The sequence below is a fragment of the Staphylococcus sp. HMSC14D10 genome (assembly GCF_001808125.1).
Lineage (GTDB): Bacteria > Bacillota > Bacilli > Staphylococcales > Staphylococcaceae > Staphylococcus > Staphylococcus haemolyticus.
On sequence record NZ_KV792224.1, the window covers coordinates 1 to 16,349 of the forward strand.

At 32.0% G+C, this 16,349-nt stretch carries 18 protein-coding genes and 2 pseudogenes; 18 read left to right on the plus strand and 2 right to left on the minus strand.

Annotated features, from left to right (window positions below; translation table 11 throughout):
* Together HMPREF3134_RS12115 and HMPREF3134_RS00080 are read left to right on the plus strand one after the other, a co-directional pair.
* Positions 1-485, plus strand: a pseudogene (locus HMPREF3134_RS12115) (hypothetical protein); the annotation flags it as partial.
* A 391-nt stretch (positions 486-876) separates the two neighbouring features.
* The gene (locus HMPREF3134_RS00080) at positions 877-4,002 is read left to right on the plus strand and encodes a YSIRK-type signal peptide-containing protein (RefSeq protein WP_070439959.1); all 3,126 of its coding nucleotides are present in this window, start codon (positions 877-879) and stop codon (positions 4,000-4,002) included.
* An 80-nt stretch (positions 4,003-4,082) separates the two neighbouring features.
* Here HMPREF3134_RS00080 and HMPREF3134_RS00085 read toward each other — a convergent pair whose 3' ends face one another.
* Positions 4,083-4,484: a ribonuclease HI family protein gene (locus HMPREF3134_RS00085; RefSeq protein WP_037551461.1), complete on the minus strand. Its 402-nt coding sequence runs from the start codon at positions 4,482-4,484 to the stop codon at positions 4,083-4,085.
* Between the two features lie 118 nt (positions 4,485-4,602).
* The gene (locus HMPREF3134_RS00090) at positions 4,603-5,307 is read right to left on the minus strand and encodes a queuosine precursor transporter (protein WP_070439961.1); all 705 of its coding nucleotides are present in this window, start codon (positions 5,305-5,307) and stop codon (positions 4,603-4,605) included.
* Between the two features lie 205 nt (positions 5,308-5,512).
* Here HMPREF3134_RS00090 and HMPREF3134_RS11665 point away from each other — a divergent pair, with 205 nt between their 5' ends.
* The 16 genes and pseudogenes from HMPREF3134_RS11665 to HMPREF3134_RS12295 all read left to right on the plus strand — a co-directional run.
* Positions 5,513-5,707 (plus strand): zinc-finger domain-containing protein, encoded by a 195-nt coding sequence (locus HMPREF3134_RS11665; RefSeq protein ID WP_075140546.1) that lies wholly within the window; start codon positions 5,513-5,515, stop codon positions 5,705-5,707.
* 12 nt (positions 5,708-5,719) lie between these two features.
* Positions 5,720-5,971, plus strand: a complete 252-nt coding sequence (locus HMPREF3134_RS00095; RefSeq protein WP_070439964.1) for a NifU N-terminal domain-containing protein — start codon at positions 5,720-5,722, stop codon at positions 5,969-5,971.
* A gap of 24 nt (positions 5,972-5,995) precedes the next feature.
* Complete coding sequence (locus tag HMPREF3134_RS00100; protein ID WP_070439966.1) at positions 5,996-7,108, plus strand: conserved virulence factor C family protein; 1,113 nt, start codon at positions 5,996-5,998, stop codon at positions 7,106-7,108.
* A gap of 36 nt (positions 7,109-7,144) precedes the next feature.
* A complete protein-coding gene (brxA, locus tag HMPREF3134_RS00105; protein WP_037551453.1) occupies positions 7,145-7,579 on the plus strand; it encodes a bacilliredoxin BrxA in 435 nt (144 codons plus the stop codon).
* Positions 7,580-7,815: 236 nt separating this feature from the next.
* Positions 7,816-8,772 carry a thymidylate synthase gene (locus HMPREF3134_RS00110; RefSeq protein WP_070439968.1) on the plus strand — a complete coding sequence of 319 codons (957 nt, stop codon included), beginning with the start codon at positions 7,816-7,818 and terminating at the stop codon, positions 8,770-8,772.
* Positions 8,773-8,828: 56 nt separating this feature from the next.
* A complete protein-coding gene (locus HMPREF3134_RS00115; RefSeq protein WP_070439970.1) occupies positions 8,829-9,308 on the plus strand; it encodes a dihydrofolate reductase in 480 nt (159 codons plus the stop codon).
* Between the two features lie 26 nt (positions 9,309-9,334).
* Positions 9,335-10,180 carry a DegV family protein gene (locus HMPREF3134_RS00120; protein ID WP_070439972.1) on the plus strand — a complete coding sequence of 282 codons (846 nt, stop codon included), beginning with the start codon at positions 9,335-9,337 and terminating at the stop codon, positions 10,178-10,180.
* Between the two features lie 113 nt (positions 10,181-10,293).
* Positions 10,294-10,821, plus strand: coding sequence for a peptide-methionine (S)-S-oxide reductase MsrA (msrA, locus tag HMPREF3134_RS00125; protein WP_011275777.1), 528 nt, complete (start codon positions 10,294-10,296; stop codon positions 10,819-10,821).
* Complete coding sequence (msrB, locus tag HMPREF3134_RS00130; protein WP_070439975.1) at positions 10,814-11,242, plus strand: peptide-methionine (R)-S-oxide reductase MsrB; 429 nt, start codon at positions 10,814-10,816, stop codon at positions 11,240-11,242. Before msrA ends, msrB begins: the two co-directional genes overlap by 8 nt.
* 12 nt (positions 11,243-11,254) lie before the next feature.
* Positions 11,255-11,755, plus strand: coding sequence for a PTS sugar transporter subunit IIA (locus HMPREF3134_RS00135; RefSeq protein WP_070439977.1), 501 nt, complete (start codon positions 11,255-11,257; stop codon positions 11,753-11,755).
* Complete coding sequence (locus HMPREF3134_RS00140) at positions 11,755-11,976, plus strand: YozE family protein (RefSeq protein ID WP_070439979.1); 222 nt, start codon at positions 11,755-11,757, stop codon at positions 11,974-11,976. The genes HMPREF3134_RS00135 and HMPREF3134_RS00140 overlap by 1 nt, the downstream gene beginning before the upstream one ends.
* A 276-nt stretch (positions 11,977-12,252) precedes the next feature.
* Positions 12,253-13,725: a S41 family peptidase gene (locus tag HMPREF3134_RS00145; RefSeq protein WP_070439981.1), complete on the plus strand. Its 1,473-nt coding sequence runs from the start codon at positions 12,253-12,255 to the stop codon at positions 13,723-13,725.
* 18 nt (positions 13,726-13,743) lie between these two features.
* Entirely contained in the window at positions 13,744-14,247 is a 504-nt protein-coding gene (locus tag HMPREF3134_RS00150; protein ID WP_070439983.1) for a GNAT family N-acetyltransferase, read from the plus strand.
* 18 nt (positions 14,248-14,265) lie between these two features.
* Positions 14,266-15,333, plus strand: coding sequence for an undecaprenyldiphospho-muramoylpentapeptide beta-N-acetylglucosaminyltransferase (locus HMPREF3134_RS00155; protein WP_070439985.1), 1,068 nt, complete (start codon positions 14,266-14,268; stop codon positions 15,331-15,333).
* Positions 15,334-15,351: 18 nt separating this feature from the next.
* The gene (locus HMPREF3134_RS00160) at positions 15,352-15,975 is read left to right on the plus strand and encodes a phosphatase PAP2 family protein (protein WP_070439987.1); all 624 of its coding nucleotides are present in this window, start codon (positions 15,352-15,354) and stop codon (positions 15,973-15,975) included.
* Between the two features lie 243 nt (positions 15,976-16,218).
* Positions 16,219-16,325: pseudogene (locus HMPREF3134_RS12295) on the plus strand (hypothetical protein); the annotation flags it as partial.
* Positions 16,326-16,349: the final 24 nt, after the last annotated feature.

Below are 16,349 nucleotides of genomic sequence, written 5' to 3' on the forward strand. Positions count from 1 at the left end.
TGACAACGGATCCGAATACTCATGTTGATTTACTTGATAGAGATGGCAATATCATTGGTACAGGTACAACAGATAATACAGGTCATGTCACAATCACACCGACGAAACTTATTCCTGAAGGTGATGTTTACGCTAAAGCAATAGATAACGCTGAACATCCGAATAGTTCTGTATCTAAGCCAGTAAAAGCTACTAAACCGACTGTAAAATCAGGTAAAAAAGCTAAACACTATAAAACAAAAATATCTAAGAACCATAATTCAAAAGAGTATAGAAACCAAAATTCAAATAAATCTAAAAATACAATACGTGGTGTAAAGAAAAATGAAACTAATGTAGATGGTATTTCTAAAAATAAAGTAAAAGATTTACCAAATACTGGTATAAAAGAAACAACAGATAATTCTTTACCTTATTTAGTTACACTACTAGGTAGCTTTGTTTTACTAATTGGTAGAAGAAAAGATAATAACAGAAATAAGTAATTCTAATATATATGCTAATTAGAAAATCCACTGAGATCTTAAATGATTTCAGTGGATTTTTGATTTTCAAAAATTCATATATTTATATTAATTTAAAATTAAAGTATCTATTGAAAATATAATCATATCAATATAATTTGACGAAATATTTCAGAGACATTTATTAAAAACTTTACCCCGTTTAGAAATGAATTAAAATAGGAAGACTATTTTTAAATATCGCAACATTTATTATAAAACGAATGATATAATAATATTATATAAATTAAATTTGATTTCTATATCTAGTATGATATTAAATTAATAGTTATGTAAAATGCGTTAAATTAAAATGTCATAAACAATAACTTTTATTAATTTCCACTAAAATAGTAAAGGAGAATATCGCACCATGAATCAACATAATCAATTACAAAAATTTAGCATTCGTAAATATGCAATAGGTACTTTTTCAACATTAGTAGCGACATTCGTATTTTTAGGGGTAAACAACGATGCACAAGCTAGCGAGCATTTAAATCTCACTCAACAACTTACGAATAACAATCAAGAAAGTACAATTAACGAAAGTACAAATACGTCAATTCAACATTTAGCCAATAATAACACAGGTCAAGTACAATCAAATCAAGTCAATAACACTAATAATAAAGTTAAATTAATTAAACAAACTAATAATGATTCGAGTGTATCAAATCATCCACAAAACATTCACATTAGAAAAAAAAGAGCTTCTAATTCAGATGAAACTAATTTCACTAGAGTAGTTACAGGAACAGTTGAAGATTCTTCTAATCCAGCAACAAACCCTTCATCACCAACGACAAATGATCAGCAAGCACCGCTTATTAAACCAACTTTTGTTACAAGTGTGGGCGATGCAGCTAATACGAAAAGACCAATTGAAATATTGACTTCACCTAATACCGAGGTAGCACTATTGGATAAAGATGGTGCAACAATGGGTACTGGTAGAACAAATGAAACGGGTCATGTCACTATTACTCCACAGCAGTGGATTCCCAAAGGTAATGTTTCGGCAAGAGCCACTCGTGGTACAGAAAGTGTTACATCAGATCCTGTGGAAGCGTTGAATACAGACCCTCAACATAGACCATTTGTAATCGAAGTTACAACTGATCCTTTTACAAGAATTGAATTAAGGGATAAATACAATAAACCTTTAGGGGCTTCAAGAACAAATGATAAAGGTCATGCTTACATTGTACCAACTAGACCTATTCCTGAAGGTAATGTAACAGCTGTAGCTACTGACGATAGTGGAAACTCATCTACTTCAGACCCTAAGAAAGCTACCGACACTACACCGCCTGATAAACCAATTATTCATACAAATTTAGTGGATAAAGTAGGTACAGTAACACCAATTGAAATTACTACTGACCCTGATACTAAAGTTGAATTATTTGATAAAGATAATAATTTATTAGGTAGTGGAATGACTGATCATACTGGACATATTACAATTACTCCAAATAGACCATTGGTTGAAGGACCATTAACGGCAAAAGCAACAGATGATGCGGAAACACCAAATAGCAGTTATTCAGACCCAGTAAATGTAACAGATTTAACACCACCAACTTCACCTAATCTAGAAACTGACCTAACTAGTAAAGCTGGTACTCAAACACCGATTACAGTTACAACAGATCCTGACACAGTTGTTGAATTGTTTGATAAAGATGGTAATAGTCTGGGATTTGGAACAACTGATTCTACTGGACACGTAACAATTAAACCTAATCGTCCGATTCCGGAAGGTGATGTAACCGCTAAAGCAACTGATAACGCAGAACATCCAAATAGTTCTACTTCTCAGCCTAAAAAAGCAACGGACACAACACCACCAATCATTCCAATTTTTAATACAGAGATAGGTGGCAAAGCTGGTACTCAAACGCCAATCACTGTTACGACTGATCCTAACACAACTGTTGAATTGTTTGATAAAGATGGTAATAGTTTAGGTTCTGGTGAAACAAATGGTTCTGGACAAGTGACAATCATACCGAATAAAGCAATTCCTGAAGGCAATATCACTGCTAAGGCGACTGACAATGCAGAACATCCTAATAGTTCTACCTCTGAACCAGTAAAAGCGACTGATACAACACCACCTACAAAACCATCTGTTGTGGGTAACTTGGGTGGTAAAGCCGGTAGTATTGATCCTGTGGAAGTAACTACTGATCCAAATACTAAAGTTGAACTTTTAGATAAAGATGGTAATGTGATTGGTTCTGGCATGACTGATAGTACTGGACGTGCGTTTATTACACCAACTAAACCTATTCCTGAAGGTAATGTCACTGCCAAGGCAACAGATAATGCGGAAGTACCTAACAGTTCAATTTCGGATCCAGTAAAAGCGACTGATACGACGCCACCGAATATACCAACATTTAATACGGACGTTTCTGATAAAGGTGGAACTCTAACACCAATTTCAATTACGACTGACCCCAATACTCATGTTGATATTATTGATAAGGATGGTAATATCATTGGTTCTGGCATTACAGACGGTCAAGGGCACGTAACAATAACGCCAAATGTTCCAATCCCTGAAGGAAATATTTACGTAAAAGCGACTGACAATGCAGCACAACCAAATAGTTCGGTTTCTAAACCTGTTAACGTTATCGATATAACACCGCCAATAAAACCAACAGTTCCTGGCGGATTAGCAGGTAAAGCCAATACACAGGATTCTATTGAAGTTGTAACAGATCCAAATAGGCATATAGAAATATTCGATAAAGATGGACAACTCATTGGTACAGGTGACACGGACCTAAATGGTCATGCTTTTATTACACCTACAAAACCAATTCCTGAAGGTAATGTAACGATTAAAGCTACAGATCATGCTGAACATCCAAATAGCTCAACATCTGATCCAATCGAAGCTACAGACACAACGCCACCTTCTGTACCTAAAGTGAATACAGGTCTTAACGGAAAAGCAAATACTTATACACCGGTTTCAGTATCAACTGACCCTAACACTAAAGTGGAATTATTAGACAAAGATTTCCATGTTATTGGCTCTGGCGTTACTGATGAAAAAGGTAATGCGATTATTACACCAACAAAGCTAATTCCTGAAGGCAATGTTTATGTAAAAGCAACTGACAATGCAGCACAACCAAATAGTTCTTTATCTAAACCAGTTAAAGCCACATTAGCAGACAATGATAGAGCACATAAAAATGGTCGTCGTACTCACAATACAATTCAAAAAGATTCAAAACACAATAGTGGAAATACAGGTGATCAAGGTGATAATTTGAATGGCTATAATCAAAATGATAATAATCAAAATTATCACAACAATTACAATCATAATCAAAATGATAGAAATCAAAATACTGTAGGCTCTTTACCTAACACTGGTTACAACAATAGTGAATCATCAACTGCATTCTTAATGACTTCACTATTAAGTGGGATCGCATTATTATTAAGAAGATTTAAAAAAGAAGAGAAGTAATGGCTTTTTTAATTAACTAAAAAACACCCCCTCTATTTAATTTGAAATTAAATAGAGGGGTGTAATGTATTAAACTAATGTTAATTTTTCTTTTTAGTTAGTTTAAACAATGCTTGTTGCGCCATATGATTTGCTTCTTTATTTTGTTCTCTAGGTACCCATTTTACAAACACCAATTCAAAACTTTTTTCAAGTATTTCCAAATTCTCATAATATGGTTTAAATCGTGCGTTTTTTACAAATCCTTGATTAACACTATCTTCAATTAATTTTGAATCAGTATATAATAAAGCATTAACAACATTCAGTTCACGAGCATGTTCAAGTGCATGAATAAGGGCAGCCCATTCCGCGCTGTGATTATCTAGTTCCCCTAAGTCGTGCGTATATACATACTTTTCATCATTCTCTTTGATAACTATTCCGCATGCACTTCGCCCAGGATTACCTCTGGTAGCTGCATCAAAGTAAATTTTTGCCATATAAATTTAACACCTTTTTAATTTTTATAATTTCACTATTCTTATCGTATTACAAAATAAGAAAATAGGGAATGGCATAGATTTCATTAAGAAATCATTTCCATTCCCATAATATTCTTTAATATCCCTTATCTAGTTTATGAATTTGACCTTTACGATACATAGATTTAGCTATATAACCGAATGGTACATTAAATATAGTAGAAATAAGTTTTAATAAATAAGTTGTAATGAATATTTCGAATACAACCATATTTGCTAAAGTTCCTGCAAACGCAATTGTGACAAACAGTGCTGTGTCAATAATTGAACTTAACATGGTACTACCATAAGCACGAATGATAAATGTTTTATCTGAGCTAAATACTTTTTTAATTGCGGAGAAAATAAATACATCAACGTGTTGTCCAATAATATACGCAATAATTGAACCTAATGCAATTCTTGGCACTAAATCAAATATTGTTGATAAAGATTTTTGAGCCATATCCTCTGGTGCAGGTATAAAATGTAGTGACATTTGCATAACAATAATCATAACCAATGTAGAAGAAAATCCTAACCATACAGCTCTTTTCGCAACTTTGCGACCATAAATGTCATTAAGTATATCTGTAGCTAAATAAATAGACGCAAACATGACATTACCCAAAGTAGCAGAAATACCAAAAATATGAACTGTTTTGATTACTTGAATATTAGCAATAATTGTACCAATTGCTACCCAAGCAATTAAGCCTTGTTTGCCAAAACATCGAAACATTATAACCATTAATATAAATGTAACAAGAAATGTTGTTACACCAAAAATTTCATTATACATAAATATCCTCCTAAATTTTGATGATGCGGGTGTTTAGAAACCGCAAAAAACAACTTAATTATTTTATAGTAATTACTACATAAATGCAATAAGACTTACCGTTTTCATCAACACTTATTATTTATTAAATCGATTATTTCAAAATAAATACAAATTAAGTTATACTTATTCCATGCTTATATTAAGACAATACTGTATTTAAGGAGTGACTGTTATACTTACACATTCCGAACAAGAAGCAATTGATAAAATTGATGAATTAATGAACACTTATTGTGAAAAATGTTTACTAAAAACACATATCAGAAAGACGGAAGGTAAGACACAAGCACACCATTTTTGTATATCTGAGTGTTCAATAGGTAAACAAATCAAACAATTAGGTAATGAACTTCAATAGGAGGTAAGGACTATGCAAATTGTTTCAATTGAAGAAACACCAAATCATAACACTATGAAAATTAACCTAAGTGAAAAAAGAGAAGATAACAAATCTAATACATTTACTTCTGCACAAGAAGGACAACCTGATTTCATAAATAAACTGTTCGAGATTGAGGGTGTAAAATCAATATTCTATGTTATGGATTTTATTTCTGTCGATAAAGAAGATAATGCAGATTGGAATAATATTCTTCCTCAAATTCAATATACTTTTGAATAAATATTTACAAGGGGACATGCACTTATGGAAATATTAAGAGTAGAGCCGACACCAAGCCCTAATACTATGAAAATCGTATTATCTAACAAAAGGGAAGATAATAAATCTAATACATTCACATACATAGAAGAACAACAACCACAATTTATTAATGATTTATTAGCAATTGACGGTGTCAAATCTATATTTTATGTGATGGACTTCTTAGCTATTGATAAAGAGCCTAAATCCGATTGGGAAGTGGTCTTACCTCAAATCACTTCAACTTTAAATAGTGAGTCATTTATAGATTCATCACAAAAGCCTGATGAACACTATGGAGAGATTAAAGCTGAAGCACTTATGTTTAAAGGTATTCCATATCAAATTAAACTCACTACGACTTCAGATGAAAATCGTAAGCAGTTACCGGACTATTTTGTTGAGAGTATGTTAAAAGCTCAAAAAGATGGAGACAATGTTGTGTTTTTACGTAAATGGCTAGATTTGGGAGTTAGATACGGTGATTTAGAAGAAGTTATGAATGAAGTGTACGAAGAAATCATTGCTTTATATCCATCTGAAAAGTTAGCATCTCTAGTTCAAACTGCATTAGAAACTGATATTGTTATTCCGCAACAACAATATCATCATGTAACTTTAAATGAATATAAAGAGGCTACTGATTGGAAAGATAAATTAAGAATGTTAAAAGAATTTCCAACACCTACATTTCAAAATATTGACTTATTAGATGAAGCTTTACAAGAAGATAAAGCACCCCTAAGACGACAAGCTATAGTATTAATAGGCATGATTGAAGATAAAGAAATTCTTCCATACTTATATAAAGGCTTGCATGATAAGAGTCCAGCTGTTAGACGCACTGCTGGAGATTGCTTAAGTGATTTAGGTTTTAAAGAGGCTCTGCCTGAAATGGAAAAAGCCTTAAATGATCCGCAAAAAATTGTACGCTGGAGAGCTGCTATGTTTCTATTTGATGAAGGCGGACCTGAACAATTACCTAGCCTAAAGTCACACGCTAATGATCCTGCTTATGAGGTCAAACTTCAAATTGAGATGGCAATTTCTAGAATTGAAAATGGTAATGAGGCACTAGGTTCTGTATGGAAACAAATAGCTAATCGAAATAAATAATTATGTTAAAGTAAAATTAAATTAGGAGTGAAAATTATGAATCCTTATGAACAATATATGCAAGAATTAGCACAACAAATGAGAGCTGAACTCACTGAAAATGGTTTTGAAAGTTTAGAAACAAGTGAAGATGTATCAAATTATATGAAAAATGTTAACGAAGAAGATACAACATTTGTAGTAATTAACTCTACATGTGGTTGTGCTGCTGGCTTAGCCAGACCTGCAGCTGTTGCCGTAGCAGAGCAAAATGACAAAAAACCAACAAATAAAATCACTGTATTTGCTGGACAGGATAAAGAAGCAACTCAAGCGATGCGAGAGTACATCCAACAAGTTCCATCAAGTCCATCCTATGCTTTATTTAAAGGAACAGAATTAAAACATTTTATCCCTAGGGAACATATCGAAGGTCGTGACATTCAAGATATCTGTATGGATATTAAAGATGCATTTGACGAAAACTGTTAAGCAGTATAAATTTAAATAATTTGAGTCATTCTTATTAAAGAATACACTCAGAGTTACTATTGCAATCCTAAATTAAGGGTATAAACTTGAATTGAATAAATAAGGACTCACTTTTCAATCCCAAATATAAAATTAAAAACTAATTTTATATTTGGGATTTTTTTATTTTAATTTTATAAATACGCATTATCTAGTATAATATTCAGTAATATAAACAATTCTAGGAGATGAGCAAAATGTTAAATTCCTTTGATTCAGCTTATCATGCTTTATGCGAAGAAATATTAGAAATTGGTAATCAACGGGATGATCGTACTCATACCGGTACTATTTCTAAATTTGGTCATCAGTTACGATTTGATTTATCTAAGGGTTTCCCATTACTTACAACAAAAAAAGTATCTTTCAAACTTATCGCTACAGAATTATTATGGTTTATTAAAGGCGATACAAATATACAATACTTACTAAAATATAATAATAATATTTGGAATGAGTGGGCCTTCGAAAAATATGTGCAATCTAATGATTATCATGGTCCTGATATGACCAATTTTGGTCATAGAGCACTACAAGATGATAATTTTAATGAACTGTATAAAGAAGAAATGTCTAAATTCAAACAACACATTTTAAATGATAACTCATTTGCAAAAAAATACGGAGATTTAGGTAATGTATATGGTAAACAATGGAGAGATTGGGTAGATAAAGAAGGTAACCACTTTGATCAACTTAAAACAGTTATTGAACAAATTAAAAGTAGTCCAAATTCTCGCCGACATATTGTCTCAGCATGGAATCCAACAGAAATAGATAGCATGGCTTTGCCACCATGTCATACTATGTTCCAATTTTATGTTCAAGATGGCAGATTAAGTTGTCAATTGTATCAACGAAGTGCAGATATTTTCTTAGGTGTACCATTTAATATTGCTAGCTATGCATTATTAACACATTTAATAGCAAAAGAATGTGATCTTGAAGTTGGAGAATTTGTGCATACTTTTGGTGACGCACATATTTACTCTAATCATATTGAAGCAATAAAAACACAATTGTCTAGAAACAGTTTTGATCCGCCAACTTTAAAAATTAATTCAAATGCATCCATTTTCGATATCAATTACGAAGATTTAGAATTAATTGGATATAACTCACACCCTGCAATTAAGGCACCTATTGCAGTATAATAGGCTGAAATTTTGCGGTTATTAATATAAACAATTTTTTCATACGGAGGGGAAATATGACTTTATCAATTTTAGTAGCACATGATGAACAACGCGTTATTGGATATAATAATGATTTACCGTGGCATTTACCTAATGATTTGAAACATGTTAAAAAATTATCAACTGGAAATACACTAGTGATGGGGAGAAGAACATTTGAGTCAATTGGTAAACCGCTTCCTAACAGAAAAAATGTAGTGTTAACGAGTGACACAACGTTTAACGTTGATGGTGTAGATGTGATTCATTCTATAGATGATATTTACAAATTAGAAGGTCACACTTTCATCTTTGGTGGTCAGTCATTATTTGAAGAAATGATTGATAAAGTAGATGATATGTACATTACTGTTGTTGATGGTAAACATCAGGGCGATACATTTTTCCCACCTTATACTTTTGAAGAATGGGAAGTAGAGTCATCGGTAGACGGAGAGTTAGATGAGAAAAATACAATTCCACATACGTTTTTACATTTAGTACGTAAACATTAAATTAAATTGATATACCGGAGGCACTTATGACTAAACAAATTATCGTGACGGATTCTACATCAGATTTATCACATGAATATCTAAAACAAAATAATATACACGTAGTACCTTTAAGCTTAACGATTGACGGAAAATCATTTGTTGATCAAATAGATATTACATCTGAGGCTTATATTCAACGAATTGAGGAAGATGCCGACGTAAAAACAAGCCAACCACCAATCGGGAAATTTATTGAACTATACGAAGAACTTGGTAAAGAGGATGTTGAAATCTTTAGTATCCATATGTCATCAGGTCTAAGCGGTACATACCAAACTGCTTTGCAAGCCAGTGATATGGTTGACACTAAAGTAACCGTAATTGATTCCAAATCTATTTCATTCGGACTCGGCTACCAAATCCAACGACTTGTTGAATTAATTAATACGAATCTTTCGTCTAATCAAATCGTAGACAAACTCAAAGAATTACAAAAGAACACTAAACTCTTTGTTGTAATTGGACAATTAAATCAATTAATTAAAGGTGGGCGCATAAGTAAGACAAAAGGTTTTATTGGTAATATAATGAAAATTAAACCCGTCGGCACTTTAGAAGATGGATATTTAGAAATCGTACATAATGCACGTACACAAAATTCTAGTATTCAATATCTAAAAAAAGAAATTTCAGAATTTATCGATAAAAATAAAATTAAATCGATTGGTGTTGCTCACGCAAACGTTCTTGACTTTGTTAACAAGCTCAAGTTGCAATTTGATGAGGTATTCGGCCAACAGAAATATGATGTTAATGTAACGACACCAGTTATTTCAACTCATACTGGTCAAGGAGCAATCGGCTTGGTTGTTGTTCGTGAATCAAATTAATCTCATTGTTTACTTCCTATTGTTCTTTTAATAAAATTCATCAATGTGAGTAGATTACTTTAAATAATAGTATTTATATCGTAAATTTAAATAATGACAGAGGAGGTAGTAATATGGCATATGCAACTTTAGCTGGAGGATGTTTCTGGTGTATGGTTAAGCCTTTTACATCATATCCCGGTATTGAAGAGGTAGTATCTGGATATAGTGGAGGTCATGTTGAAAATCCAACGTATGAACAAGTTTGTACTAATCAAACTGGACATAGGGAAGCTGTTCAAATTCAGTTCAACTCAGACATTACGTCCTTTGAAAATATCTTAGATGTATATTTTAAAACTTTTGACCCTACAGACGGCGGTGGTCAATTCTTTGATAGAGGAGAAAGCTATGAACCGGCTATCTTTTATCATGATGAAGAGCAAAAGAAAGCAGCCGAACTTAAAATACAACAATTAAATGAAGAAGGTATTTTTAAAAAACCTGTTATAACGCCAATTCTTCCATACAAAAACTTTTATCCTGCTGAAGACTATCATCAAGATTATTACAAGAAAAACCCTGCTCATTATGAGCAATATCAACGTGGATCAGGAAGAAAATCATTTATCGAAACACATTGGGGGTCTCAAAATGATTAAAAAATCTAAAAATGAATTAAATGAAATGGAATATTTAGTTACTCAAGAAAATGGTACTGAACCTCCATTTCAAAATGAATATTGGAATCATTTTGATAAAGGTATTTATGTAGATAAAATTTCGGGCAAACCATTGTTTACTTCTGAGGAAAAGTTTGAATCTAATTGTGGTTGGCCAAGTTTCTCTAAATCAATTGATGATAATGAAATCATTGAACTCGTAGACAAAACATTTGGTATGATTAGAACAGAAGTTAGATCGGAAGATGCTAACAGTCATTTAGGTCATGTATTCAACGATGGTCCGAAAGAAAGTGGTGGACTACGTTATTGTATTAATTCCGCAGCGATTCAATTTATCCCTTATGATAAGTTAGAAGAACTTGGATATGGAGATTTAATTCCGCATTTTGAAAAATAGGAGTGACTAATTATGTTTAAAAAATTATTTGGTAAAGGTAAAGAAGTTAATAAAGAAATTGAAATCTATGCACCACTAACTGGCGAATATATTAATATTGAGGATATTCCAGATCCAGTATTTGCACAAAAAATGATGGGCGAAGGCTTTGGTATTAACCCAACTGAAGGAGAAGTTGTTTCTCCAATTGAAGGTAAAGTTGACAATGTATTTCCAACTAAACACGCAATAGGACTTAAAGCAGATAATGGTTTAGAAATATTAGTTCATATTGGTTTAGACACTGTTCAATTAGATGGTCAAGGTTTCGAAATCTTAGTAAGTAGTGGCGACACTGTTCAAGTTGGTGATCCATTACTTAAATTTGATCTAAAATATATTAGAAATAATGCGAAAGATGTTATTTCACCAATTATTATTACAAATTCAGATCAAACTGAATCAATTCACGTTAATGATGTTAAAGCAGTCATTAAAGGTGAAACTAAAATTGTTGATGTGACAATGAGCTAATGAAAGAACATTCATTCTATCAATTTGCTCTAACGGTTAGAGGGCGTAAAGATAGCAAGGGAGAATTAGCTGAAGAAATATTTAATGATTTGTCTTTTCCAAAACATGAAAAAGATTTCAATCAATTGTCTGACTATATTGAAATGCAAAGCGACATATCAGTACCCATGTCAGTGTTTGATGATTTATATGAAGAGTATACAGAATGGTTAAAATTCTGACTTACTCAGTAATGTGATTAGCACATGTATCATATTAAAATTGCATTAAAAATTTCATAACAGCTAGCTAAATGAGAAGTATATCAAGCCTTTCTCAATTCTAGTCATCTTTTCGGGGGTGGAACGAATTCATTATGAATTCTGTCCCACTCCTTTTGTGCTTTTTATTCAACTTAATTCTTAAAAGTTGCGTTTGTGTCTAAATAACGACATACTTATATTATCTTTTTAGATGAAATTATAAATCCATAAGATGTTATATGAGGAAGTGGTTTTATGAGTCAACATTCTGAGGAAAGACAAAGTAGTATAGACTCCAAACATAAAAATAAAACATCTTCTAATAAAAGAATCAATTTTAAAACTTGGCAATTTATAGTACTTTTATTAGGAGTTATCATTATTACAGCTGGTATTACAGTTGCTGCTACAATTGGTATCAGTCACAAAATAAGTGGATTAACTAAAGATGAACGTCAAGAAATTAAAAAAATTGAATATGCTTATAAGACACTGAATAATGATTACTACAAAAAACAAAATGCTAGTAAATTATCTGAGTCTGCTATAGATGGCATGGTTAAAGAACTTAAAGATCCTTATTCAGATTATATGACTAAAGATGAAACGAAAAGCTTTAATGAAGATGTTTCAGGCGACTTTGTAGGTATTGGTGCAGAAATGCAAAAAAAAGATAAACAAATTATGATTACAAGTCCAATGAAAGATTCCCCTGCTGAAAAAGCCGGTATCCAACCAAAAGATGTTGTTACTAAAGTGGATGGAAAATCCGTAGTAGGCAAACCTTTAGAGCAAGTAGTAAAATTAGTACGTGGTAAAGAGGGAACAATGGTCAAACTAACAATAAAACGTGGTTCTCAAGAAAAAGATATTAAAATTAAACGTGGTAAAATCCATGTAAAAAGCGTGGAATATAAGAAGAAAGACAACATTGGAGTATTTACTATAAACAAATTCCAAGATAATACTGCAGGCGAACTTAAATCTGCTATTATTAAAGCTCATAAAGACGGTGTTCGTAATATAGTATTAGATTTAAGAAATAATCCTGGTGGTCTACTTGATGAAGCCGTAAAAATGGCTAATATCTTTATAGATAAAGATCAGACAGTTGTAAAACTTGAAAAAGGCGATGACACAGAATCAATCAAAACCTCAAATGACGCTTCTAAAGAAGCTAAAGACATGAAAGTTAGTATCTTAGTAAATGAAGGTTCTGCCAGTGCATCAGAAGTATTTACTGGTGCAATGAGAGACCACAAAAAAGCTAAAGTTTACGGTTCAAAAACTTTTGGTAAGGGAATAGTACAGACAACTCGTGAATTTAAAGATGGCTCATTATTGAAATATACACAAATGAAATGGTTAACACCTGATGGTCATTATATTCATGGGAAAGGTATACAACCTGATACAAAAATAGCTTCACCTAAATATCAATCTATCAGTGTCATTCCAACTGATAAATCTTATTCTGTTGGTGACAATACAAAATACGTGAAATCTATCAAAATCGGTTTAGATGCATTAGGCTACGACGTTAACAATGATTCTAAACAATTTGATACAAAGTTGGAATCAGCTATTAAAAAATTCCAATCAGAACATGAATTATCATTAAATGGTAAATTCGATAAAAAAACTAATGAGAAATTTACACAGTTATTAGTTGAAAAAGCTAATAAAGAAGATAAAGTTTTAGATGAATTAATTAATAAACTAAAATAAAGAGGTGTGTCAAAAAAAATGATAAGACTAGGTAATATACAAGATATTTCACAAATAGAAACTTTAGTTGAAGAAGCCAAAAAATTAATGAAAGAATTTAATAATAATCAATGGGATGATAAATATCCAGTTACAGAACACTTTGAAGAAGACATCAATACCGAAACACTATATGTGTTGGAAGAAAATGACACAATTTATGGCTTTATCGTGGTCGACCAACAACAATCAGAATGGTATGATGAGTTAGAATGGCCAATCGATCGTGAAGGTGCCTATGTCATTCATAGACTTGCTGGATCACAACAGTATAAAGGAGCAGCTACTGAGTTATTTGATTTCGCAGTTAAGTTAGCTGAAGAACATAATATCCATGTTCTTTTAACTGATACTTTTGCTCTAAATAAGCCAGCACAAGGACTCTTTGAAAAATTTGGTTTCATAAAAGTCGGTGAAGCAGAAATTGACTATCATCCATTTGATAGAGGCGCACCATTCTACGCATATTATAAAAACATTTAAGAATAGAGGTTAATTACTATGTCTAAAATAGCATTTACCGGTGGCGGTACTGTTGGACATGTATCGGTCAATTTAAGTTTAATTCCAACAGCTACTGATAAAGGGCACGACGCATTTTATATTGGTTCTAAAACAGGTATAGAACGTGAAATGATTGAATCACAATTACCTAACATTAAATATTATCCAATATCTAGCGGTAAATTACGTCGATATCTATCAGTTGATAATGCGAAAGACGTATTTAAAGTTTTAAAAGGTGTTATTGATGCACGCAAAGTATTAAAAAGAGAGAAACCAGACCTATTATTTTCTAAGGGAGGATTTGTTTCAGTTCCCGTAGTAATAGCTGCACGCTCACTAAACATTCCAACAATTATACATGAATCGGATTTAACACCAGGCTTAGCTAATAAAATTTCACTGAAATTTGCTAAAAAAATCTATACAACTTTTGAAGATACATTAAAATATTTACCTAAAGATAAAGCAGACTTCGTTGGCGCTACCATTCGACAAGACTTAAAAGAAGGTAATCAATCACGTGGTTACCAGTTAACAGGTTTCGATGCCTCAAAAAAAGTATTACTCGTCATGGGTGGTAGCTTAGGTAGTAAAAAGCTTAATCAAGCTATACGTGAAAATTTAAAAGCATTACTTCAAGACTATCAAATTATTCATTTAACAGGTCATGGACTAGTTGATTCTAGTATTGATGCTAAAGGCTATGTTCAGTATGAATTTGTTAAAGAAGAGTTAACAGATTTATTAGCTGTTACAGATACTGTAGTTAGCCGTGCAGGATCTAATGCTATTTATGAATTTTTAACATTGCGTATTCCTATGTTATTAATACCTTTAGGACTTGACCAATCACGTGGTGATCAAATTGATAATGCTGAGAATTTTGAATCTAAAGGGTACGGTAGAACCATCCCTGAAGATCAACTTACACAGGTTAAATTATTAGAACAACTTAAAGAAATTGAAAATGATCGAGAGTCAATCATTAAACAAATGCAGACTTACACAGAAAGTTATACGAAAGAAGATCTATTTAATAAAATTTTAAAGGACGCTCTATAAACTCAGGAGGTGCAGACAATGAATCGTACGAAACGTATTACTTTGCTAATCGTTTTTACCTTAATATTTGGTATCATTGCATCCTTCCATGAGTCTAGACTGGGTAAATGGATTGATACTGAAGTATATGAATTTATTTATTCATCTGAAAGTTTCATCACTACTTCTATCCTCTTGGGTGCCACTAAACTAGGAGAAGTATGGGCAATGGTCTGTCTATCTTTAATGTTAGTCGCATATTTAATGTTAAAACGCTTTAAAATCGAAGCGCTATTCTTTGTGATTGTTATGTCTCTTTCAAGTATATTAAATCCATTACTGAAGAATATTTTTGACCGAGAGCGTCCAACATTATTACGGTTAATTGATATATCTGGATTTAGCTTTCCTAGTGGCCATGCTATGGGGTCAACATCATTCTTTGGTAGTGCGATGTTCATAGTAAATAGAAAAGCATCAGGTAATAATAAAGGAATTATTATAGGATTATGCGCATTATTTATTCTTCTGATTTCTATTTCAAGAGTATATTTAGGTGTGCATTATCCTACAGATGTCATTGCTGGTATAATTGGCGGTGCTTTCTGTATTGTTCTATCAACATTAATACTTAAAAATCATTTATATCCAACAACTACGTAAAATATATCGAGATACATTCTTAAAACGCGAGAATGTATCTCAATATTTTTAAGGATTAAATATAAGCTATTTGAATTGGTAGATACTCAAAAGATTTAATCAAATCAGAATAACTAAATAAACTAAATAAAAAAGCAGTGAACCTCGGCATTAGATTCACTGCTTTTTATTAAAACGTTTAAAGTAAGTTTGAAACTTTAACGTTAGTCTTTTACGGGCATATAAAAGGGGAATAACTTGAAAATGACCAATCCTTTAAGAACGAAATATATGTGGGGGGAATTGTCTTATTCGGTATTGATAATCATTTTCAAATACTATTATACATCATTGATAATCATTGTCAATTATAATTGCGAAAAATTCTCATTTAA